The following is a 20836-nucleotide window of genomic DNA, read 5'->3' as shown; positions in this document are numbered from 1 at the left end:
TGACCCACCTCACGAGGAGAACCTGATGAACACCAACTCTCGAAAGGCCCGCCTCGGCCTCACCGGCCTGGTAGCCCGCGGCGTCCTGACCGGCGTGCTCGCAACGGTCGGCCTGGCCGGCCTGGCTGACGCTCCGGCGCAGGCCGCCACCACGCGAACGGTCAAGGGAACCGTGGTCTGTAAGGGCGGACACGCAGTGACCGGCGTCTGGGTCCAGTCCAGCAACGGCGGCTCGAAGTGGGCGAGCTTCAACCGCTTCGCTGGCGTAGCGCACGCGGCGTACTTCACGGCGTCGATCACGACTGCCAGCTCCTCGACAAGCATTCGCCTCGACATCGGATGCGGTCTCAAGAGCGGCACGACCAACACCTGGTGGTCGAACAATTCCACTCCCAACGCGACCGTCACTGGTTCGCGCATCCTCAACACCCGTTGTGCCGAAGCGTCGGGCAACCGTGCAGTGCGTTGCACCTGGCCGCCCAAGGGGCAGACGGTTTCGTCGAACCTGGGCGCGAAGGGCTGGTGCACCTACGGGGCGCTGGCGCAGTGGAAGGCACGTGCCGGCTACTACCCCCGCACTGCAGGTGATGCCGGCTACTGGGACAACACGACGGCCACTTTCGGCTGGTACGTCTCGAGCGTGCCGCACGTGCGGGCACTGGTCACCTTCGAGCCCAGCTCGGGGAGCAAGTACGGACACGTCGCGTATGCCACGAATGTCGTCCACGTGGGGAACGGAAAGTTCGACGTCACAGTGATCGAGATGAACGCCAACCACAACGGCGGAGGCTTCGGCAAGTACAACACGTTCACCTACCGCCACGTCCCCGGTCAGATGAAGTACGTCGTCTCGACGCTCTGACGTTTCCGCTGTGTGGTGCACGCTCATGCTCTAGGTTGCTCGCCATGAGCCTGGAGCAGTGGGCGTGCGCCACGGGGGGAGACGTGGACCGCTGCCCGTCGTACCCGATGTCGCTGCCGCACTACGGTGAGCTTGATCCGGACGCCGTCCTCGACCACGCCGGCAGGGAGTGTGTCCGGTGCGGCAAGTCGCTCGTGGCCTGCTTTCGTTTGGGGTGCGACGCGCCTGCGTCCGCCTTCCTCGAGCTGATCCGCGGCCCCCTCCTCCGCCACCGGTGGCGAGCCTCGGCCGCAGGACGAGACACGGACGAGTACTGCCAGGACGTCACAGTGAAGGTCATCGGCAAGATCAGAACCGACCCGGCATTTGACCCGCGCGACGGCCAAGGGCGCCTCGAGCCTCTTGCACAGTTGGTGGGGGCGCAGGTCCGGTTCGCTGCCCAGGACGTGCTGCGCGTGGGTCTCAAGGAGGATGCGAAGGAGCGCCGCCGGATTGCCGGTTCGCAGATCGATGTCGAGCGCGGCGCAAGGTCAGCGCTGCCCACCGTGGACGGGGCAGCGCTGACGGTGACTGCTGCCGATCTGCGCGAGGCCTTTGCCCTCGTGCACATCGTGCTCGACGAGTTCCCGTCCACAGTGCGCCCCGAGTTCGAAGCGTGGATGAACTCCGTCCGGGCAGGTCGGGGCCATGGCTCCGTTGCTGACGCCGCACGCGCCGTCCACGGCACCGATGACAACACGACGCGGAAGCGCGTGGGGCGCCACGTCGAGGACGTGGTGGCACAGCTGCGGGACGTGTTCGCCCACGAGTTGCACGACGACGACAACGCGGCACTGCGTCTGCTCCTGCTGTGGGGAATCGCGCTCGACGAGGACCTCGAGTTCGAACCCGGATGGCGGGAGGGAGGAGCAGCATGAATGGTGTCGACCACGATCCGTACGACGAAGGGGCCCTCGCCGACTGGGCCTTGTTGGTCAACGGCGTAGATGTGTCTTCCGCCGACGTGGCTGGCTTGTCCGGTCGCGCCGAACCGGCGGGTTTCCTCGCAGGGCTGTCTGCGTCGTCGTACGCGCTTGTGAGTCGGGTGTCGCGTCTGGGGCCGCGCACGCGAGACGAGGCAATGACGATCCTCGCGGATCAACGCCTGTCCCGGCTGCTCACCCGGCAGTGGGCCGAGACTCCGCCCAGCGACGCGGTCCGGACAGCGTGGGAAGACGATCCTTACGGTCGGTCGCTGCTGTCGCTCGCCCCTGATGCGGCCCCCGCGCCGGCCCCCCTGCACCCGGTGGTTGAGCGTCTGCTTGCTGCCCTGACCAGCCTTCGCCCTGCCGAAATGGGGGCGCTCTCCCAGGCCAAGGCGCTCGACGCGATTCGCTCGGCCCAACATGCCGTCGAGCGTCGCGATGCAGCGATGCTCGACAAGATCCTGCCCACCTTCCCGCCGCAGGCGCTGTGGATCGTCGGTGGTCTGCGCGGTGGGAACGAAGCGGCGACAGAGGTCTCGCTGGACGCGCTCATCGCGGAGCTGCGTGACCTTGCCACAGAGTGGACCGACGAGGGGTCATAGCCGCTCGCGGTGGTGCCAGCGGTCCTTCCCCGTTGGACGCTCCACCTCGAGGAGTTCGTAGATCCTGGCGTGGTCGTCGTTGTGGAGAGTGCGTGCCTCGACCGCGCCGGTGTGGTGCCACACGTCGTCACGCGGATCGATCAACAACTCGGCCAGACTTGGGCTGAACGGGTCCCAGCCGGCGATCCGGCAGAAGCGTCGCGCGACCGGAGTGTCGGACCGGAGCGCCGCTACGAAGAGTGCCTCGATGTCATAGACCGGCGTGCCGAGCTCGGAGGCGATCTGCCGACTCGCGCGGAGTGCCTCCACGAGCGACTCGTCCATGCGGACTGAGTCGGACGTCGATTCCCTCGGCCAGAAGTTGTCGCGGCGACGCCAGGCCCACATCCGCAGGCGAGCCGACGGGCGCAGGCGTTCCTCGTAGCCGTAGGTCCTCAGATAGCGGACCACCGAGTCGACGGTGACGAGGCCGTTGGGCGAGTGCCAGCGCGCGGCGTGGTCGATGCCCTCAACGAGCGCCTCATGGACCCACGTGTTCGGCGCCACCCGGCGATGGGGCGCGACGCCGATCGCTCCGAACAGTTGGAGCCCCGCCCAGTAGATCGGCGCTGACAGGGCGTCGCCTGAACGCCATCGGACGAGCAGGTCCAGCTGAAGCGAACCCAGCGCGGCGGTGAGGCTGATGCCTTCGCGGATGTCGCCCAGCAGCGCCTGGTCGAGATCGGGACGCTCCAGGATTGGGTACGCGGTCACCACTGCTGTGTCCGCGCCCGCTCGCAACAGGCCGACACCGAGTACCGTCCACTCCCCCTGTCGAGCCTCGTGGAGTGCAGACGACTCGCACGCCATCGCCACCACTTGGCGAGGCAGGCGCAAGTCGCCGCTGCTCAGTTCGGCGAAACCGACCGTCGCTGCGGCGTCCCCGGCCCCGAGGAGCAGACCGACCGAACCGTCGACACCGGTCTGTGTGTGGCAGGCGAGTACGAGGGTGCCGTCGTGGGGGAGGTCCGCCAACAGCGCCGACAACTCGGCCAGGGGCCGCTCCATCGGGGCTCCCAAGATCCGCACGGTGTCCGGTAGCCACTGGGCCAGCGAAGCCGCGCCTGGAAGGTCGCCACTCGGATCCAGAACAGCACCGACCAGCGTTGCGGGCACTTCTGGAGCCGGCGCAGCCGGGATTAGAGACACCGGGGGAACGATGACGGTGTCCGCCGCTTCCACGAGTCGCCGCCGGCCGACTGACACCCATGGCCACGGGACCCGGGCCAGTTCGGGCGCCGGGGCGATGCCGAGCCGGGCCCTTCCGGCGTCGCGGTCCAGCGCCTGTCGCAGGCCCAACGGCAACAAAGCGCCGAGGCGAGTCGCAAGCCGAGCTTCAGCCTCAGACGGAGCCGTACCGAGCGGCCCGTCGACCGCGCGCAGCAGGACATCGAGGCTCGACTCTCCCGGTCGGGGAATCGGTAGCGCGGCCGCCAGTTCAGAGAGCTCCTCCTCGGCTGTCCAGTCGAGCCGCCCACCGGTCACCGGCGCCGAACCCTCCGCCGACACCAGCGCCCAGTACAACTGGCCCGCCGACACCCACGTCGACCACCACAGACCGCCTGCACCGACCGCCCGGGCAATCGCGTCCTCCAGATCCACCTCCGGCGGCCGGTCACCCAACGGATAGAACGCCCCCGCGAGAGCCGACCGACCGCGGACTCGAACGCACCGCAGGTCCGCCGCGGTGGTGGCCGCGTCTTCTGCAGGGGCGCTCAACTGCAACCGCGCTGCCTCCAGCAGTTCGGCGAGCAGGTGCCAGTCTTGGCGTCGTACGGCGCCTTCGAGGGCGCGCGCCATGGCGTCCTCGAACTTCTGCCACCACACCCGCCGATCTTCGACCGACTCCAGCCGGTGGCGGGTCACGTTCAAGGTGGCAAGGGCCTGGAGTTGGTGCTGCACTGTCGCGTCCGACACCTGCCCCGTCACCTGCTCGGACACCTCGGCCGCCCACGCCGAGTAGTCCACGATGTCCGCCGCGGAGCCGAAGTGCAGCAGCCCAGGAAGGGTCTCGCCGCGGCTCCCGAGGATCGTCAGGTTGGGCCGGTCAACCAGATCCTCGTCGAACCCGCCAGCGATCAGGACCCGGGCCTGCGCTCGCGTGCCGATCTGCCAGGCCCGGCGTTCGGCATGGACGGACCGGTCGTTGAGGGCGTCGCGATCTGCCAGATCGCGACGAGCCACGAACTCGGCGAGGATGAAGGGCAGAACCCCCATCAGCTGTCCGGCCGTCCGGTTGCTCGGCGCCACCATCCCCGCGAGCAGCATCGCGTGCTCGCACGTGGCATAGAAGTTGGCGCGGCCGATCCATCGGGGCAACGCTTGGGCCATCTGCATCGCTGCGTCGTGCGGGTCCTGGCGCCCTGCTGCACGCAGCACTTCCAGGTGGTAGGCCCAGGCCAGGGGCCCGTTGCGCGGCGCGATCGCTGTCCCGACCGGCGGCAATTCGGCCCCGAGGTCGTTGGCGACCCGAAGGTCGACGTACGACGTGAAGGAGCGGAGGCTCGGGCTGGTGATCCCTGCCGCGAGTTCGCGGGCACGTCCGAGCTCGCCCAGCTCCAGGTGGGCCAGAGCCGCCACGGCCAATGAGGAATCGTCGGTCGGTCGTGGGGCGGCGGGAGGCAGAGCCCCGGTGGGGTGGCCGGTTCCGATCGCCCGGAGGGCCGCGCGGTGGCGTCGGTCGCGTATGAGGCCGGTCAGCGGCGTCATGGGCTTCGGGACCCGCTGCCGGCGCATGAATGCGGCGCCGGCCAGCCCGGTCAACAGCCCCAAACCAGCAGCGCTCCACTCGCCTGACGACCACGCCATCCCGACGAGGGCGGGGGCCGTCAGCCATCCGGTCGTCCAGCCCGAGCGCAACCCCCATTGTTGGGTCACGCAGACTCCGACCACAGCAGCGACCAGTGCCGTCGACAGGACCCAGGATGAACCGAAGGACGCGGCCGCAGCCGCCGCCGCGCCGGCGGCCACGCTGAGCACGGTCTCGCGGGTGCGAACAAGTACCGGGTAGGCCGCGAAGGGACGGATGGCCTTGCGGATCACCATCGGTGGCTTGGACAGCTCGGGCCCGTCCATCGCCGAGAACATCGCACAGGTCAGTTCACCGCCGTGCGCGCAAACCCGGACAACCAGCCAGACCACGGCCACCAGCACGCCGAAGCGGGCCTCGCTGCCGCCGACGCAGGCACCGGCAACGAGCAGCAGCCACGGGAATCTGCTCGGCGCCACGAACGGCCGCGTCGCACCGGTGAATTTGACCTCGTTCAGGTCTTGGACCTGTGTGCTGAACAGGGTCGCGAAGGCGACCAGGGCGAGCCACCACGGGCCTTCCCCGACGCTGGCGGAGAAAAGCACCGTCGACGCGTACAGGCGGGTGGCCACCGAGACGAACGCGAACGTCCTGTCGATACGCCTGCCCAGCGGGTACAGGCCCGCGCCGCCCGCCTCCTCGGTCGACTCGTAGTCGTCGATCAGATCCTCGAGCCGGATCCCGATGGCCTCGGCCAACGCGTCGAACGAGCCGAGGTCGCCGAAGCCGTAGGCGTCGGCCACCGTCGCAGTCCACACAGCCTTGTCCGACTCCGGGACCCTGCTGCCGGAGGTGGCTGCGAGTGCCACCGCGACGCAACCCGGCGTCACGTGCGGAAGGTCGTAGCGGTCGGCGACCACCTCGGCTGCCCGGATCACGTGGTCCAGTTGGTCCCGGGCGTAGTCGGGTTGCGCCGGTCCGAGCAGTTCATCGGCGTCGGCAGGGAGCCCTACAACGATCCGCGTCCAGGCCCCAGGGTCCTGGTCCCAGAGTGCGTCCAGCAACCGCCGCCGCTCGCTCGTCCTCGGACTTGCCTCGTCCACCCGCGCAATGACCTGCCGAGCTGGTTCTCCCCACGCCATCCCCATGTCCTTTCTGACGTGCCGAAGCATGGCATCTGCAGGAGAGCGTCGTGGGCGGTTCCGCAGGGTGTGCTCAGCCGTACGGAACACTGGGCGCATGAGCATCCAAGGCACCGAACGGCCCGCCTGGCAGCTGGCAGCGGCCGGAGCGATCGGGTTCGTCGCCCTGTTGTGGGTCATCGAGGGCATCGACGTGGCCGCCTCGCACCGCCTCGACGGCTGGGGGATCCGGCCGCGGTCCGACGAGGGCCTGCTCGGCATCCTGGCGGCGCCCTTGCTGCACGGCGGCTGGGGACACCTGGTCGCCAACACGGTGCCCGCCCTGGTGCTCGGCTTCCTCACCCTCGCCACCGGCATCGCGCGCGGACTCGCCGCGACGGCCGTGATCTGGCTGGCCGGCGGGCTCGCCGTCTGGCTGGTGGCCGGTGACCACTCGGTTCACATCGGTGCCTCGGGCCTGATCTTCGGCTGGCTCACGTACCTCGTCGCGCAGGGCGTCGTCGACCGCAAACCCGTCGAGATCGCCATCGGTGTCGGCGTCCTCCTCGTGTACGGCGGGGTGTTGTGGGGCGTGCTGCCCGGACAGCCCGGAGTCTCCTGGCAGGGCCATCTGTTCGGCGCGATCGCCGGAGTGTTGGCCGCCCTCGTGGTCAGCGAGCGCGGCCCTGTCGGCCGGCGCCGGTGAAGGCGTTCCGCCTGCCGTGGCTCTGGCTGGGACTGTGGATCGCCCTGCTCTGTGCCGTCGCCTACGCCTCGCTCGGCGCGCCCCGATCCGGCCCGGACGTTCCTGCCAGTGACAAGTGGATGCACCTGGCGACGTACTTCTTCGTGGCGGCGGCGGGCGTCCAGCTCTTCCGGCCCGGTCGACCGCTGCTGTGGGTAGCCGGGTTCGCGGTCTTGTACGGCGTCGCGATGGAGATCGGCCAGGGCACGCTCACCGCGGACCGGACGATGGACTGGCGTGACGCCGTGGCGAACACGATCGGCGTGGGGCTGGGCTTCCTCACCAGCCGGACGCCGGTACGGGACGCACTGCTGCGCGCCGTACCCTCGGGCCGTGACTGACGACCTGCTGATCGAACGGGACCGCCTCGGCCCCGGCGTGCTCGAGGTGACCTTCAACCGGCCCGAGCGTCGCAATGCCTTCACGACCGCGATGTACACGCAGATGCGGGACCTCTGGGAGCAGACGGCCACCGACGGGTCCGTCGGAGTCGTGGTGCTGCGCGGTGCCGGCGGCAAGGCGTTCGCGGCCGGCAACGAGATCAGCGACTTCCTCGAAGCCGACGCGGTCGACTACGAGAACTGGATCCGCGAGATGTTCGACCGGCTCTGGTCGCTGCCCCAGGTCACCATCGCCGCCATCGACGGCGTGTGTGTTGGTGGCGGGCTCGCCGTGGCCACGCACTGCGACCTGCGGGTCGCGACGGCCGCGTCGAAGTTCGGCTACCCGATCGCGCGGACGCTCGGCAACGCGCTGTCCGGCACGGTCCTCTACCGCTGCCAGGCGATCTTCGGCGAACCCCTCACCCGGGAGATGCTGCTCGCCTCCCGCCTGATCTCCGCCGATCGTGCCTACTCCGCCGGAGCACTGGTCGCGTCGGTTCCCGACGCTTCCGCCCTCGATCTGGAGATCACGGCCCTCGCCGAGGGCATCTCGCAGGCCTCGCGGGTGACGCTCGAGGTCACCAAGCAGCAGCTCCGCACCTACGCCGAGGCCCTCGAGGCGTCGCCCGAGGGCGAAGAGGCCCTGCTGCGCGAGGTCTACACCGGCCCTGACTTCAACGAGGGCGTGCGGGCATTCCTGGCCAAGGAGAAGCCGACCTTCGGTCGGTGACCACTATTCCCTGAAATGCATTTATTGGGCAATAATGTAATTGCCGCGTTGGTGAAGTACATTCCCTGCGCAATTAAAATAATGCATAGGGGGAGCCGTGAAGGAATCCGGAGAGTCGGGCGAACTGGTCGCTGGCATGCTCGTGGTGGTGGCGAGATGAGGGTTGCATTCGTCACCGGGGCGGCCCGGGGAATCGGTGCGGCGACCGTCAGTCGACTGGTGTCGGACGGGTACGGCGTCGTCGCGTTCGATTCGTGCGAGGGCGAGCCGCTGGCCACCCGGGAGCAACTTGATCGGCTGGCAGAGACCTTTCCCGGATCGGTGGTGCCCGTGGTGGGCGACGTTCGGAAACCCGCCGATCTGGCCCGCGGGGTCGAGGCCGCCATCGCGACGTGGGGGCGGCTGGACGCGGTCGTCGCTGCTGCGTCGGTGATCCGCGGAGGATGGCCGCTGTGGGAGGCCCCGACAGAAGACCTCGACCTGCTCTGGGAGGTCGATGCCAAGGGAGTCTGGAACACAGCCGCAGCCACCGTTCCCGTCATGCTGGCCGGGCCTCACCCGCAGACCTGCCGATTCGTCGCCGTCGCTTCCGTGGCCGGGACCCATGGACTCCGTCACCTGGCGTCGTACACCGCGGTGAAGCATGCCGTGGTCGGGATCGTCAAAGGCCTCGCGGCGGATCTGGTCGGCACCGGATTGACGGCCTCGGCCGTCTCTCCCGGAGCGACTGACACCCGCATGCTCGAACAGACCGCCGACATGTACGACATGACCATGCAGGATCTTGGCGCGCACCAGCTGATCCGGCGGGTCATCTACCCGGCAGAAATCGCAGCAGCCATCGCCTTCTGTGCTTCGCCGGCCGGGGGAGTGGTGAACGGCACCGTGCTCCACGCCGACGGTGGTGTCTTCGGCTGAGTTCCGCCTGCCCCCGGAACGACCGCGCCGTCAGCCCGGAGTGCCGTCGTACGCGGAGAAGACGTCGTCGCCCCTCGTCAGGACATCGGCCCCGCCGTCGATGCTGATCACCTGACCGGTCACATGCGTGTTCTCCTCGCCGACGAGCCAGTCGAGCAGGTGGGCGACCGCTTCGGCCTCGGCCGGGCCGTGCAGGGGCATCGGCACCATGGTCAGCAGGGCCTTGCGCCCCTCCTCCGTCGCGAGATAAGGCGCGGTCATCGGCGTCCGGATCACGCCGGGGGTGACGGCGTTCAGCGGGATGCCGGCGCCGGCCCAATCGGGTTGCCCCGCGTGGCGGCGTACCCAGCGAAGAACGGCTCGCTTGGAAGACGGGTACAGCAACGAGTCCTGGCCGTCCCGGAGGATCCGCTCGGTCTCGCGATCTGTCCGGTCGAGGTCCTCGGCGAGATAGGCCTCGACGAGTTCGTCATCGACTTCCAGCAGGCCCGCGAAGGACGACACGGCGGCTGCTCGCGGCGCTGGTGATCCGGCGAGGAGCGGCCTGACCTGCTGGAGAAGGTCGATGGCGCCGAAGAAGTTGACCGTGGGTGGGCCACCCGCGACCGCGATGATCACGTCAATGCCCTCCGGCGCGAGCGCAGCGACCTGATCGCCCAGGCGGGAGCGCGCTGAAGGATCAGCGAGGTCGGCAGTGATCTCGGCATCGCGTAGATCGATGCCGATGACCCGGTCGCCGCGTTCGGTGGCCCGGAGGGCGATTGCCCTCCCGATCCCCGACGCCGAACCGCTGATGACGAAGGTGCGCTTTCCCACGAAATGTATTACCTAGCATTTCGGACGCAAAGTCAATTGCATTTCAAATGAATTGTCGTGAATTCCTGTTCACGGTAGTTCGAACGGTAGATCCACAGTGCCGAGCCATGTCCTGCAAGGGCATTCTTCGAGCGCGGGCATCGCAGATATTGCTTGTGCGACGAGCCCCTTGAGTCGATCGATGCTGTCTGCGTGCTGCGGTGGCCGGGGCTCGTCGGCAGGGGCCGTCGAGGCGACGCCGGCGTCACGGTTCGCCACCAGTGCCAGGCTGGCGAAGCACAGGCCGAGCTCGCGCGCCAGGATCGCTTCGGGGTGCCCGGTCATGTTGATCATCGACCAGCCCTGCGCGGCATACCACTCGGCCTCGGCGCGCGTCGAGAAGCGGGGGCCGTCGATCACGACGAGAGTGCCGCCGTCGATGACGTCCTCGTTGAGAATGGAACTGCGGAACTGCGAGCAGAACGGCTCTGCAAAGGGGGCGTGCACGATTCCGGTGTCCATGAAGCTCTGGACCCGGCCGGTGCGGTCGACCAGTTGGTCCGGCACCACGAAGGTGCCTGGCCGGGTCGCCGGCTGCAGGCTGGAAACGGTGCAGGCCGACAGGATCCGCCGTGCTCCGACCTTGCGCAGTGCCCAGATGTTGGCGCGGTAGTTGACCAGGTGGGGCGGGTGTTCGTTGGCCGATCCGTGCCGGGCCAGCAAGGCCACTCGACGGCCAGCCACGTTGCCGATCGCGATGTCTGCGGAGGGAAGGCCGTACGGCGTTTCGATGGTGACGCTGACAGGCTCCTTGAGCAGGGAGTCGAAGCCGCTGCCTGCGATGACGGCGATGTCCGGGATTGCTGATGGCATGGACGGACAGTAATCACCAGGGCCAGCGGCTCCTCGGTCAGCCGGCGTGAGAAGGCCCTTCTAGAGTGGCCGCATGGATGTCGACGTGAACTGGCGCGACTACGACACCGCCGCCTTGCCGCGGGTTCTCGCGGGTGCGCTCGGCGTCTTCGCCGAGCAGGGCTATCACGGAGCGAGCATCCGTCAGATCGCTGCGCGAGCGGATTTGTCGGTGCCGGGCCTGTACCACCACTACGGGTCCAAGCAGGAGATTCTGGTGGACCTCATGCTTGCTGTGATGGGCGACCTCCTGGGTCGTTCCCGGGGGGCGCTGGCGTCGGCCGGGGATGGCTCGCTGGAACGGCTGGACGCGCTGGTCGAGTCGCTGCTGCGCTTCCACATGTTCCGTCAAGAACAGGCGTTCGTCGCATCGAGTGAGATCCGCAGCCTGCTCCCGGAGAACCGGTCGGCCTATGTCGCGCTGCGCGACGAACAACAGCGGATGCTCGAAGACCTGATCACCGATGGCGAGACCGAAGGGGTCTTCGCGACCCCGTCGCCGCGCGAGGCCGCGCGCGCGGTCTCGACACTCTGCGTCGGGGTCGCGTCCTGGTACCGACAGGACGGTTCGATGGAGGTCGACGAGATCGTCGCGGACTACCTGGTGATGGTGCACGGCCTTCTCGGGCATCGCTGACATCACCTCTGCTTGACCGGCGTCGACGGCCGTGTCACGATACCGAGCGAGCGATCGGTCGGCAGGGAGTGAACAGTGGAACAGGAAAGCCTCGTCCGTAGGACGAACGAGTTCGTGCGTGCAGAGGTCGTCGGGATCGATGACGAGTTCGACGGAGACGTCGAGGCTGCCGGCGGCGACGAACTGCGGGTACGCCTGCAGGGAGCGGCGCGTGACGCCGGTCTGCTCTCGCCGCACGGGCCGGTGGACTGCGGCGGGTTGGGTCTTTCGATGACCGAGCGTGCAGGAGTCTTCGAGGCGGCGGGCTACTCACTCTTCGGCCCGATGGCCCTCAACATCAATGCGCCCGACGAGGGCAACATGCACCTGCTGGACCATGTCGCGACAGCGGACCAGCGTGCCCGCTTCCTCGTACCGCTGGTCCGTGGCGACTGGCGCTCGGCGTTCGCGATGACCGAGCCGTCCCCGGGCGCTGGCTCGGATCCGTCCTTGCTGATGACCGGGGCAACGAAGGTGCAGGGCGGGTGGGTGATCAACGGCCGAAAGGCGTTCATCACCGGCGCTGACGGCGCGGGCTTCTTCATCATCATGGCGCGCACATCGGGAGAGCCCGGCGATCTCGGCGGCGCCACGATGTTCCTTGCTCCTGCCGACACACCTGGTATCGAGGTCGTGCGACACATCGGTACTGTCGATCGGTCGATGATCGGCGGTCACTGCGAACTGCGATTCACCGACGTGCTGATCCCGGACACCGGAGTTCTCGGCGGTGTCGATGAGGGTTTCCGCTATGCCCAGGTGCGGCTCGGACCGGCGCGAATGACCCACGTGATGCGGTGGACGGGTGCCGCGCTGCGCGCCCACGAGACGGCAATCCGGTACGTCGCCGAGCGCCGCGCATTCGGCTCGCGGCTCGCCGACCAGGGCATGGTCCAGCAGATGATCGCGGACAGCGAGATCGACCTGGCCGCGACTCGGGCGCTGCTGCTCAACGCCTGCGCCGAACTCGACGCTGGTGGGCGGGCGTCGTTGTCGACCTCGATAGCGAAGACCTTCGCCGCAGAGGCACTGGATCGGGTGGTCGATCGAGCTGGCCAGCTGTGCGGCGGACTCGGCGTCTCTCGGGACCTCCCGGTCGCCAAGATCGCCCGGGAGATCCGCCCGTTCCGGATCTACGACGGTCCCTCGGAAGTGCACCGTTGGTCGATCGCGAAGCGGGCGATCCGGTCTGTGACGGGGACCGCTCAGTGACGGCGCTGTCGTCTGAGGAACTCACTGGCGTCGGTGCGTTCCTGCGCAGCGAGGGGGTTCCCGTCACGGGCCCGCTGCGCGCGTCGCGGATCGCGGGTGGGCGCTCCAATCTGACCTTCCGGCTGGACGACGAGAACTCGCGCTGGGTGCTCCGGATGCCGCCGCGTGCTGGCCGAACGCCCTCGGCACATGATGTGGCGCGGGAGTTCCGGGTGACCCGTGCCCTCAGCGGCGCTGGTGTGCCGGTTGCCCCGGCGGTGGCGTTGTGCGAGGACGAATCCGTGCTCGGCGCACCGTTCGCCGTCGCCGGCTTCGTTGACGGACGGACGGTCCAGTCGAGCGATGACCTGGACCTTCTTGATGACGTAACTCTGGCCGCAGTGGTCGATCGCCTGGTCGAAGCGCTCGCGGCCCTCCATCGAGTCGACCACGGCGCCCACGGGCTCGAGCGGTTCGGCCGTCCCGACGGGTATGCCGCCCGGCAGCTCAAGCGCTGGTCAGGGCAATGGGAACTCGTCGGCAACGACGACGCCACTTCGATGGCTGCCCGCGAGCTCGCCGAGCGTCTGCACGCATCGGTGCCGGACCAACTGAGCACAGGGATCGTGCACGGCGACTTCCGGATCGACAACACGTTGCTGCGCCTCGACGACGAACCGGCCGTGGCCGCCATCGTGGACTGGGAGCTTTCCACGATCGGGGACCCCGTCGCTGACGTCGCGATGATGTGCGCCTACCGGCTGCCCGCCTTCGACTTGATCATGGGTATGCCGAGTGCCTGGACGAGCGCCCGCCTCCCGGGTCCGGACGGCCTTGCGGCGGCGTACGAACTCGCTGGCGGGGTGAAGCTGGCTCACTGGGAGTTCCATCTCGCCCTTGCCCACTACAAGATCGCGGTGATTGCCGCCGGTATCGATCACAGGTACCGAGCCGGTGTCGGCTCTGGCCCCGGCTTCGAGGGGGCCGGCCGGGCTGTTCCGGAGTTCCTTGCCGCCGGGCTCGAGACCCTGGGGGCACAGCGATGAGGACGGCTCTGGTGACCGGCGCTTCGCGCGGCATCGGGCGCGGGATCGCCCGCAGCCTGGCGACGCAGGGCTACGGGATCACGATCACATCCCGGGCGGACGCGGACCTGGTCGAGGTCGCCGAAGAACTGCGCTCGCTGGGCGCACCCTTGGTCGTGCATCGCGCCACCGACCTCGCCGCACGCGACGAGCTGCCAGGGTTGGTCGCGCTGCACGCGGAGACATTCGGATCGATGGATGCCCTTGTCATCAATGCAGGCATCGGCACAGCCGGCCCGGTGGCATCGACCCGGCTCGACCGGTTCGACAAGACCGTCGAAGTGAACCTCGCCTCCGGTCTGGTCCTGGTCCAGGCTGCCCTGCCGCTGTTGCGGACAGCCGCCGACGCCGATCCGAGTCGAGCCTCGCGGGTGATCGCACTGTCCTCCATCACCGGTGTGTACGCCGAGGCCGGCCTCGCCGTGTACGGCGCCACCAAGGCTGCCTTGATCTCGCTGATGGAGACGATCAACCTCGAGGAGTCCGGTCACGGAGTGTGTGCGACTGCTGTCGCTCCCGGGTACGTCGAGACGGACATGTCGGCGTGGACGACGGACACCATCCCCGCCGAGAAGATGATCAGGGTCGACGATGTCGTCGCCGTGGTGGACATGCTGCTCGAACTCGGTCGGAACACGTCGATCACGAAGATCGTGATGACCCGTAGCGGAGCGTCGTCCTACGGCGCCTGATCAGTCCGAGGTCACGGACAGCGCGGCCTTCGGGCAGCTGCGCACTGCACGTTCAACATCTGAGCGACGGTCGGCCGCCGGCTCCGCCTGGAGCAGTTCCAACATGCCGTCGTCGTCGACATCGAAAATGTCTGGTGCGATCGCCATGCACATCGCATTGCCTTCGCACTCATCCTCATGAACGCTGATCTTCACGGTGTTTCTCCATCCCTGTTCCTCGCCGGCTCTCGGCTTGAGGTGTCGATGTCGTCGGTGGTGCCGCGGTCCGGAGCGAAGACCGGGAGTCGGATGTCCGGCGTTCCGTTGTGGTCGACGAAGGTGACCTGGACCGACATCCCCACCGCCAGGTCGTCGTTGGCGCAGTCGACGATTCGGGTGGTGACCAGTGGGCCTTCGGCGAGTTCGACGATTGCGGTGTTGTAGGGCACCTCGTCGGCGAAGCCCGGGTGGTACGCCCGGTGGTAGATGTTGAAGGTGTGCAGCGTCCCGCGACCGGAGACCTCGGCCCACTCGAGAGCCTGGGCGCCGGCGTGGCAGTGGAAGCAGTCGTAGACCGGCGGCACCAGGTAGGTCTGGCACTCGCGGCATCGTTGCAGGAGGTAGTTGCCCTCCCGAGCTGCGTCCCAGTGCGGCCGGGCGTCGTCGAGCAGAGGCAGCGGCTTCGGTGCGGTCGTCACTGATCCCTCCTGAGGATCATGCAGCCGTCGGAGTACATCGCGGAGCTCTCGTTGGTGGTGCCGTGACCGGTGACCAGGCCCATGTCGGCGTTCGCCAGCTGAGTCGCCCCGGCCCGTCCGGTCAGCTGAAGGACCGCCTCGGCCAGTGGCGTGTAGCCCTGCAGGTACGCCCAAGCGGCCTGTCCGCCGCCGGTGTTCACCGGCAACGACCCGTCCAACGCGATGTGTCCGTCAGCCACGAAGGCGCCACCTTCGCCGGGCCCACAGAAGCCGAGCTCCTCGAGTTGGATGACGACGCCGATCGAGAACGGTTCATACAGCTGGAGGAAGTCGACGTCGAGCAGATCGACCCCGGCCCCGCGGAGCGCGTCGTCCTTGGCGGTCGCGGTCGCGTAGGAGCGGTAATTGGTGTTCGTGTAGTAGTTGGCCACCTGGTGGCCCAGCCCGACGCCGGAGACCAGAACGGTAGGCCCAGGAAGATCACGCGCACGATCGGCGGTGGTCACCACGATCGCCGCCCCGCCGTCGGACATCAGGCAGCTGTCGGATCGGCTGAACGGTTCGACGACCGGAGCCTCGGCGAGGTAGTCCTCCAGGCTCAGCGGCCGTCCGTGCAACTGTGCCTCGGGCCGGAGATTCGCATTCGCGCGCAGCGTCACAGGAACGGCACCGAGTTGCTCCTTGGTCAGGCCGAATTCGGCCATGTGTCGGCGAGCCATCAGCGCATGGTCGGCGAGTGGTCCGAAGAAGCCGTAGGCACCCGGCGTACTCGCACTGGCGCTCGACGCTCCGACGAGCTCGGCGGAGGAGAGGCTGTCGCCGCCGCAGAAGCACACCACGTGGCTGGCGAGCCCGGCCTGGATGGCGCCGCACGCAGCAAGGATGCTCGACATGCCGGTGGTGCCACCGGCCTTGAGCGTCCAGAAGAACTTCGGCGACAGCCCGAGCCGACGTGGCAGGTCGCCGCCGCTGTCGAGCACACCGATGTCGGACTGGCTGATCATCCCGTCGATGTCCCCGGGGCGCAGACCAGCGTCGCGGATGGCCTTGCTGATGGCCTCCGCCTTGATGGACTGTGCGTCGCGGCCGGGCAATCGGCCAAGGTCGGTCAACCCGAGTCCGGCGATGGCATAGCGATCACGAAATGTCATTTGATTGCAGCTTCTCCCTGCCAAAACTGTTCTGCCGCCATTTGTATTGGAATGCATTTAGAATAGCATTCCTTTGATCAATTCATGATTGATGAGCAATGAGCGCCATGAGGGCATTCAAAGCCTCTGAAAGGATTTCGATGATTCCGATTCAGCGGGATACCGACACCACCCGCGTCGCGCTCAGCGGGTGGCTGCGAGGAGTGCTGGGCGACGGTGAGGTGGTCGTGTCCGAGCTGGCTGGATTCAAGGCCGGCCAGTCCGGTGAGCTGCTCACCTTCACGGCTCATTGGGGTGACGGGACAGCGCGCCGCCAGGACATGGTGGTGCGGATCGAGCCGACGGCGCAGTACCAGCTGTTCCTGGACACGAATTTCGAGGAGCAGTACCGGGTCATCGACGCCCTGCATCGCAACACCGATGTGCCGATGCCGCAAGCCATCGGCTTCGAGTCGGATCGTTCCATCCTGGGTGACCGGTTCTTCGTGATGGCGAAGTCGGACGGGCGCACGGGTCTGGTGGATCTGGACTGGATGCTCGACCTCGGCCCGGATGGCCGCAAGCAGATGTGGTGGAACGGACTTGGAGCGATGGCGAAACTGCACCGAGCGGACTGGCAGACCCTGGGCCTGGAATTCCTCGACCAGAAGGGCCGCGGCGAGGATGGGATCGCCCAGCAGCTGCACTACTACCGGGACTACTACCGCTGGGCCAACGCCGATGGCGTCACCTATCCGGCGATCGAGAAGGCCTACGACTGGCTGGTGGCCAACAAGCCGTCGTCGGTCCCGAACGGGATCGTCTGGGGTGACGCTCGCCGTGCCAACCAGTTGTTCACTGATGACCTGGCCGTCAGCGCGATCCTTGACCTCGAGCAGGTCTGTCTGGGCCCTCCCGAGGCGGACCTGGCCTGGTGGCTGCGGACCGAGACGGTGATGGCTGACCGGCTGGGCATTGAGTGTCCGGGCATCGAAGAAACGGTTGAAGGATATGCAGAGCTGCTTGGTCGTCCCCTGGAGAACTTCGACTACTACCTGGTGTTCGCGGCGTACCGGATCGCCGTCCTGCTGATCAAGCTCTATCAACTTCGCGACGAGCAGCCGGATCGGGGCGACCCGTTCGCCGCCGACCGTCGCTTGGGCGAGGTCTTCGCGAAGCACGCCCGATGACGAGCAAGCAGGAGTTGGCATGAAGGCTGCATTGAAGACGGAGTCCGGGGCGCCGGTCGTGGTGCGCGACGTGGAGTCGTTGCCGGTGGGCCCACGTGAGGCGCGAGTTCGGGTGGACGCCAGCGGCGTGTGCCACACCGACCTCTTGCGGACCCGCCGGCCCGGGCCGCCGTCGATCATGGGCCATGAGGGTGCCGGGACAGTGGTGGAGGTCGGGCGTCAGGTGAACCGGCTGCGTGTGGGCGACCGGGTCATAGCGTCGTTCGCGCCGGTCTGCGGGAACTGCTTCTACTGCGCCCGCGGTGAGTCCACCCAGTGCGAAGAGACCTCCCGCGTGGCGGCCATTCCTCGAGCCAGGGTGGACGGCGCCGATATCGTCGCCATGTCCGGCCTCGGCACCTGGGCACAGGAGATGGTGGTGCCGGAGATCTCGCTGGTGCCGGTCCGGACGGACCTTCCGGCTGAGCAACTCGCGCTGATCGGCTGCGGCGTCACGACCGGCGTCGGTGCAGCGCTGTGGAGCGCCAAGGTCCAACCAGGATCGACGGTCACTGTGTACGGCTGCGGTGGAGTGGGGATCTTCGCTGTCCAGGGAGCGCGCATCGCCGGTGCTGGGCGCATCTTCGTCGTCGACCCGAACGGTGCCAAGCGTGCCGCGGCGGCGGCAGTGGGTGCCACCGACCTGATCGATCCCGCTGCGGGTGATCCCGTCGAACAGATCCGTGCCCTGACCGAAGGCAGAGGCACGGACTACGCCTTCGAAGTGGTCGGGCTGGCCTCGACGATCGTCCAGGCGTACGAGACCGCACGTCCCCGTGGCATGGCTGTCGTCGTCGGGATGGGGGCGCCGGACGCGACCGTCACGTTGCCCTCGGGGATGATGTTCCATCGGGAGAAGCGCCTGATCGGCAGCTTCTACGGCTCGGCGCAGGTCATGCGCGACATGCCGGTCCTTGTCGAGCTCGCCGAGTCCGGGCGCCTGGACATTGGTGCGGCCGTGTCCCGGTGCATCGGACTCGATCAGGTCGGCGAGGCGTTCGCTTCCCTTGAGGCCGGCGACGTCCTCCGGTCGGTGATCCTTCCGAACTGACGTCGCCGGCGCCGCGTCAGGTGAAGTCGACCTCGAGCGAGCTGATTCCGCGGAAGAAGGTGTTCCTGAAGCGCTCGGGCGCGGTGATCAGCTTCGGTTCGGGGACCCGGCGGATGATCTCGCTGAAGACGAGCTTGAGCTCGAGTTTGGCCAGGTGGTTGCCCATGCAGAAGTGGGGGCCGCCGCCGCCGAAGGCCAGGTGCGGGTTGGGTTCCCGGGTCACGTCGAAGGTGAACGGGTCCTCGAAGACTTCTTCGTCGCGGTTCGCCGACGAGTACCACACCATGACGCCGTCGCCCTTGGACAACTGCTGGCCGCGAACCTCGATGTCCTCCATGACGTTGCGGCGGAAGCGGTGGACCGGGGAGGCCCAGCGAAGGATCTCGTCCACGGCCGGACCGTCCAGCAACGACGGGTCATCCCGCAGGAGTTGGTACTGCTCCGGGTGCTTCATGAGGGCGTACATGCCCCAGGCGAGGGCTGTCCGGGTCGTCTCCGCTCCGGCTCCCCAGAGCATGTGGAAGTTGGACACATTGTTGGCCAGTGGCACCGGCTCGCCGTTGACCTGCCCCAACGCGAGCCTGGTGACCAGATCGTCCGTCGGTTCGAGAGCTCGCTTCCTGAGCAGGTCCTCACCGTAGTTGCGGATGGCCTTGATCGAGTCCTGGGACGTCTTCATGAAGGTCTCGTCCCGGTACAGGTCCGGCGAGGGTGGGGTCTTGTTGTTCTCGACGTGCTCGAAGAGCCAGTGCCGGTCCTCCTCGGGAACGCCCAGGACGTCGGCCACCAGATTCAGCGGGATCTCGCACGCGACCTCGCTGATGAAGTCGAAGCGGCCCTTCTCCATGGCCCGGTCCAGCACGTGGTCCGTGATGGTCTGGATGTCGTCCGTGAAGCGGTCGATGACCCGGTGTGAGAAGCCGGGAGACAGATTCTTTCGATAGGGACCATGCTCCGGCGGGTCCATGTGGATGAACATCTTGCCGGTGCCGACAGCGGCCTTGCGCAGTTGCTCCATCTCGGCCAGGGACATGCCGTTGATGCCGCCGTTGTCCCGGTCGGCACTGAAGATCTCGGGCGTGCGGCTGATCATCCGGACGTCTTCGTGCTTGGTGATCATCCAGACCCCGGGGCCACCGGTCGGGTCGGGGTGCCGCCACACCGGCGCGTGCTCGCGCAGGTAGGTCAGCCATTCTTCGGCGCGGCCGTCCGCAAACGCTTCGGGATCGAAGAAGTTGATGTCCGTAATGCTGGTCATTGAATCTCCACGTCTCACCTTGAATCGCCCGCGGGCGAGTCGACCTGTACGAGATTCACCTTATGCCATAAATGGAATTGCAGAAACAATTCCTATTTCCTTGACAATACTTCAATTGCAATCCAATCATTGCAATATCGTCCATCGACGACATTTATTCGACATTCGTTTCACTGGAAGGTCTCCCCATGGCTGGAAGAGTTCAGGGCAAGGTCGCACTGATCACGGGAGCTGCGCGCGGACAAGGGCGTAGCCATGCAGTACGACTGGCCGAAGAGGGCGCGGACATCATCGCGATCGACATCTGTCGTCCGATGGACACCCTCCAGTACGACCTGGCGACTCCCGACGACATGGCCGAGACCGTGAAGCTGGTTGAGGAACTCGGACGTCGCATCGTGCCGCTGGAGATCGACGTGCGTGACTTTGCCGCACTGAAGGCTGGCGTCGACGATGCTGTGGCGGTGCTCGGCCGGCTCGACATCGTGGCCGTCAATCACGGTGTGTTCAGCTCGGCTCGCCTGGAGGATCTGGACGAGAAGGCGTGGCACGAAAGTATTGACGTCAATCTCACCGGTGCCTGGCTGACGGCCAAGGCCACCGTTCCGCACCTGCGTGCTGCCGGGGGTGGTGCGATGGTGATCACCAGCTCGGTCGCCGGCCTTCGGGGAGCCCAGAATGCCGGCGCCTACGTCGCGGGCAAACACGGGGTCGTCGGCCTGATGCGCAGCCTGGCGCTCGAGCTTGCCGCGGACCACATCCGGGTCAACACGGTGCACCCGGCGATGGTGGACACCCCCATTTTGCAGAACGCGGCCATGTACGAACTCTGGGCGCCCGACCTGGCGCCGGAGGACCGGACCCGGGAGGCGCTGGCAGAGCGGTTCGCGTTGTCGCACGCCCTCCCGATTCCCTGGTTGGAGACGTCCGATCTCTCCAATGCGTTGCTCTTCCTCGTCTCGGACGAAGGCCGGTATGTCACGGGTGTCAGCTTGCCGATCGACGCCGGCTGTCTTCTGAAATAGG

Annotated in this window: 21 protein-coding genes; 14 read left to right on the top strand and 7 right to left on the bottom strand. The window is 67.4% G+C overall.

Going from position 1 to position 20836, the window contains the following annotated elements; genetic code table 11:
* Positions 1–25: 25 nt before the first annotated feature.
* From HRC28_RS23465 to HRC28_RS23455, 3 genes are read left to right on the top strand one after another with little or no spacing between them, the layout of a single operon-like run.
* Positions 26–862: a CHAP domain-containing protein gene (locus HRC28_RS23465; protein WP_182377771.1), complete on the top strand. Its 837-nt coding sequence runs from the start codon at positions 26–28 to the stop codon at positions 860–862.
* 44 nt (positions 863–906) lie between these two features.
* Positions 907–1779 carry a hypothetical protein gene (locus HRC28_RS23460; RefSeq protein WP_182377770.1) on the top strand — a complete coding sequence of 291 codons (873 nt, stop codon included), beginning with the start codon at positions 907–909 and terminating at the stop codon, positions 1777–1779.
* A complete protein-coding gene (locus tag HRC28_RS23455; RefSeq protein ID WP_182377769.1) occupies positions 1776–2429 on the top strand; it encodes a hypothetical protein in 654 nt (217 codons plus the stop codon). The genes HRC28_RS23460 and HRC28_RS23455 overlap by 4 nt, the downstream gene beginning before the upstream one ends.
* On the opposite strand, the gene HRC28_RS23450 is transcribed toward HRC28_RS23455, so the two are convergent.
* A complete protein-coding gene (locus tag HRC28_RS23450) occupies positions 2424–6281 on the bottom strand; it encodes a CHAT domain-containing protein (RefSeq protein ID WP_182377768.1) in 3858 nt (1285 codons plus the stop codon). The genes HRC28_RS23455 and HRC28_RS23450 overlap by 6 nt on opposite strands.
* Before the next feature lie 175 nt (positions 6282–6456).
* Between HRC28_RS23450 and HRC28_RS23445 the strand changes: the two genes are divergently transcribed.
* From HRC28_RS23445 to HRC28_RS23430, 4 genes are all read left to right on the top strand, one after another.
* A complete protein-coding gene (locus HRC28_RS23445) occupies positions 6457–7044 on the top strand; it encodes a rhomboid family intramembrane serine protease (RefSeq protein WP_182377767.1) in 588 nt (195 codons plus the stop codon).
* Positions 7041–7424: a VanZ family protein gene (locus HRC28_RS23440; protein WP_182377766.1), complete on the top strand. Its 384-nt coding sequence runs from the start codon at positions 7041–7043 to the stop codon at positions 7422–7424. Before HRC28_RS23445 ends, HRC28_RS23440 begins: the two co-directional genes overlap by 4 nt.
* Positions 7417–8196 carry an enoyl-CoA hydratase-related protein gene (locus HRC28_RS23435; RefSeq protein ID WP_182377765.1) on the top strand — a complete coding sequence of 260 codons (780 nt, stop codon included), beginning with the start codon at positions 7417–7419 and terminating at the stop codon, positions 8194–8196. The genes HRC28_RS23440 and HRC28_RS23435 overlap by 8 nt, the downstream gene beginning before the upstream one ends.
* Positions 8197–8352: 156 nt before the next feature.
* The gene (locus HRC28_RS23430) at positions 8353–9114 is read left to right on the top strand and encodes a mycofactocin-coupled SDR family oxidoreductase (RefSeq protein WP_182377764.1); all 762 of its coding nucleotides are present in this window, start codon (positions 8353–8355) and stop codon (positions 9112–9114) included.
* A gap of 30 nt (positions 9115–9144) precedes the next feature.
* On the opposite strand, the gene HRC28_RS23425 is transcribed toward HRC28_RS23430, so the two are convergent.
* Positions 9145–9930 (bottom strand): SDR family oxidoreductase, encoded by a 786-nt coding sequence (locus HRC28_RS23425; protein WP_182377763.1) that lies wholly within the window; start codon positions 9928–9930, stop codon positions 9145–9147.
* A gap of 69 nt (positions 9931–9999) precedes the next feature.
* Complete coding sequence (locus HRC28_RS23420) at positions 10000–10782, bottom strand: S-methyl-5'-thioadenosine phosphorylase (RefSeq protein ID WP_182377762.1); 783 nt, start codon at positions 10780–10782, stop codon at positions 10000–10002.
* Between the two features lie 73 nt (positions 10783–10855).
* Here HRC28_RS23420 and HRC28_RS23415 point away from each other — a divergent pair, with 73 nt between their 5' ends.
* The 4 genes from HRC28_RS23415 (at position 10856) to HRC28_RS23400 (ending at position 14465) form a co-directional block, all read left to right on the top strand.
* On the top strand, positions 10856–11458 hold the full coding sequence (locus HRC28_RS23415; RefSeq protein WP_182377761.1) for a TetR/AcrR family transcriptional regulator: 603 nt from the start codon (positions 10856–10858) through the stop codon (positions 11456–11458).
* Positions 11459–11533: 75 nt separating this feature from the next.
* Entirely contained in the window at positions 11534–12709 is a 1176-nt protein-coding gene (locus HRC28_RS23410) for an acyl-CoA dehydrogenase family protein (RefSeq protein ID WP_182377760.1), read from the top strand.
* Complete coding sequence (locus HRC28_RS23405) at positions 12706–13734, top strand: phosphotransferase family protein (protein WP_182377759.1); 1029 nt, start codon at positions 12706–12708, stop codon at positions 13732–13734. The genes HRC28_RS23410 and HRC28_RS23405 overlap by 4 nt, the downstream gene beginning before the upstream one ends.
* Positions 13735–13745: 11 nt before the next feature.
* The gene (locus tag HRC28_RS23400) at positions 13746–14465 is read left to right on the top strand and encodes an SDR family NAD(P)-dependent oxidoreductase (protein WP_202033162.1); all 720 of its coding nucleotides are present in this window, start codon (positions 13746–13748) and stop codon (positions 14463–14465) included.
* Here HRC28_RS23400 and HRC28_RS23395 read toward each other — a convergent pair whose 3' ends face one another.
* From HRC28_RS23395 to HRC28_RS23385, 3 genes are read right to left on the bottom strand one after another with little or no spacing between them, the layout of a single operon-like run.
* Complete coding sequence (locus tag HRC28_RS23395; RefSeq protein WP_182377757.1) at positions 14466–14660, bottom strand: ferredoxin; 195 nt, start codon at positions 14658–14660, stop codon at positions 14466–14468. It abuts the gene before it with no gap.
* Positions 14657–15142 carry a Zn-ribbon domain-containing OB-fold protein gene (locus HRC28_RS23390; protein ID WP_182377756.1) on the bottom strand — a complete coding sequence of 162 codons (486 nt, stop codon included), beginning with the start codon at positions 15140–15142 and terminating at the stop codon, positions 14657–14659. The genes HRC28_RS23395 and HRC28_RS23390 overlap by 4 nt, the downstream gene beginning before the upstream one ends.
* Positions 15139–16293 carry a thiolase family protein gene (locus tag HRC28_RS23385; RefSeq protein ID WP_182377755.1) on the bottom strand — a complete coding sequence of 385 codons (1155 nt, stop codon included), beginning with the start codon at positions 16291–16293 and terminating at the stop codon, positions 15139–15141. The genes HRC28_RS23390 and HRC28_RS23385 overlap by 4 nt, the downstream gene beginning before the upstream one ends.
* 140 nt (positions 16294–16433) lie before the next feature.
* Here HRC28_RS23385 and HRC28_RS23380 point away from each other — a divergent pair, with 140 nt between their 5' ends.
* Together HRC28_RS23380 and HRC28_RS23375 are read left to right on the top strand one after the other, a co-directional pair.
* Positions 16434–17462, top strand: coding sequence for a phosphotransferase family protein (locus HRC28_RS23380; RefSeq protein ID WP_182377754.1), 1029 nt, complete (start codon positions 16434–16436; stop codon positions 17460–17462).
* 19 nt (positions 17463–17481) lie between these two features.
* Positions 17482–18552 (top strand): zinc-binding dehydrogenase, encoded by a 1071-nt coding sequence (locus HRC28_RS23375; protein ID WP_182377753.1) that lies wholly within the window; start codon positions 17482–17484, stop codon positions 18550–18552.
* A gap of 16 nt (positions 18553–18568) precedes the next feature.
* On the opposite strand, the gene HRC28_RS23370 is transcribed toward HRC28_RS23375, so the two are convergent.
* On the bottom strand, positions 18569–19810 hold the full coding sequence (locus HRC28_RS23370) for a cytochrome P450 (protein ID WP_182377752.1): 1242 nt from the start codon (positions 19808–19810) through the stop codon (positions 18569–18571).
* Positions 19811–19998: 188 nt separating this feature from the next.
* Between HRC28_RS23370 and HRC28_RS23365 the strand changes: the two genes are divergently transcribed.
* Positions 19999–20835, top strand: coding sequence for a mycofactocin-coupled SDR family oxidoreductase (locus HRC28_RS23365; protein WP_182377751.1), 837 nt, complete (start codon positions 19999–20001; stop codon positions 20833–20835).
* Position 20836 lies beyond the last annotated feature (1 nt).

This window comes from Nocardioides sp. WS12 (assembly GCF_014108865.1).
In the GTDB taxonomy this organism is placed as follows: domain Bacteria; phylum Actinomycetota; class Actinomycetes; order Propionibacteriales; family Nocardioidaceae; genus Nocardioides.
This window is presented reverse-complemented; position numbering and strand designations above follow the sequence as displayed.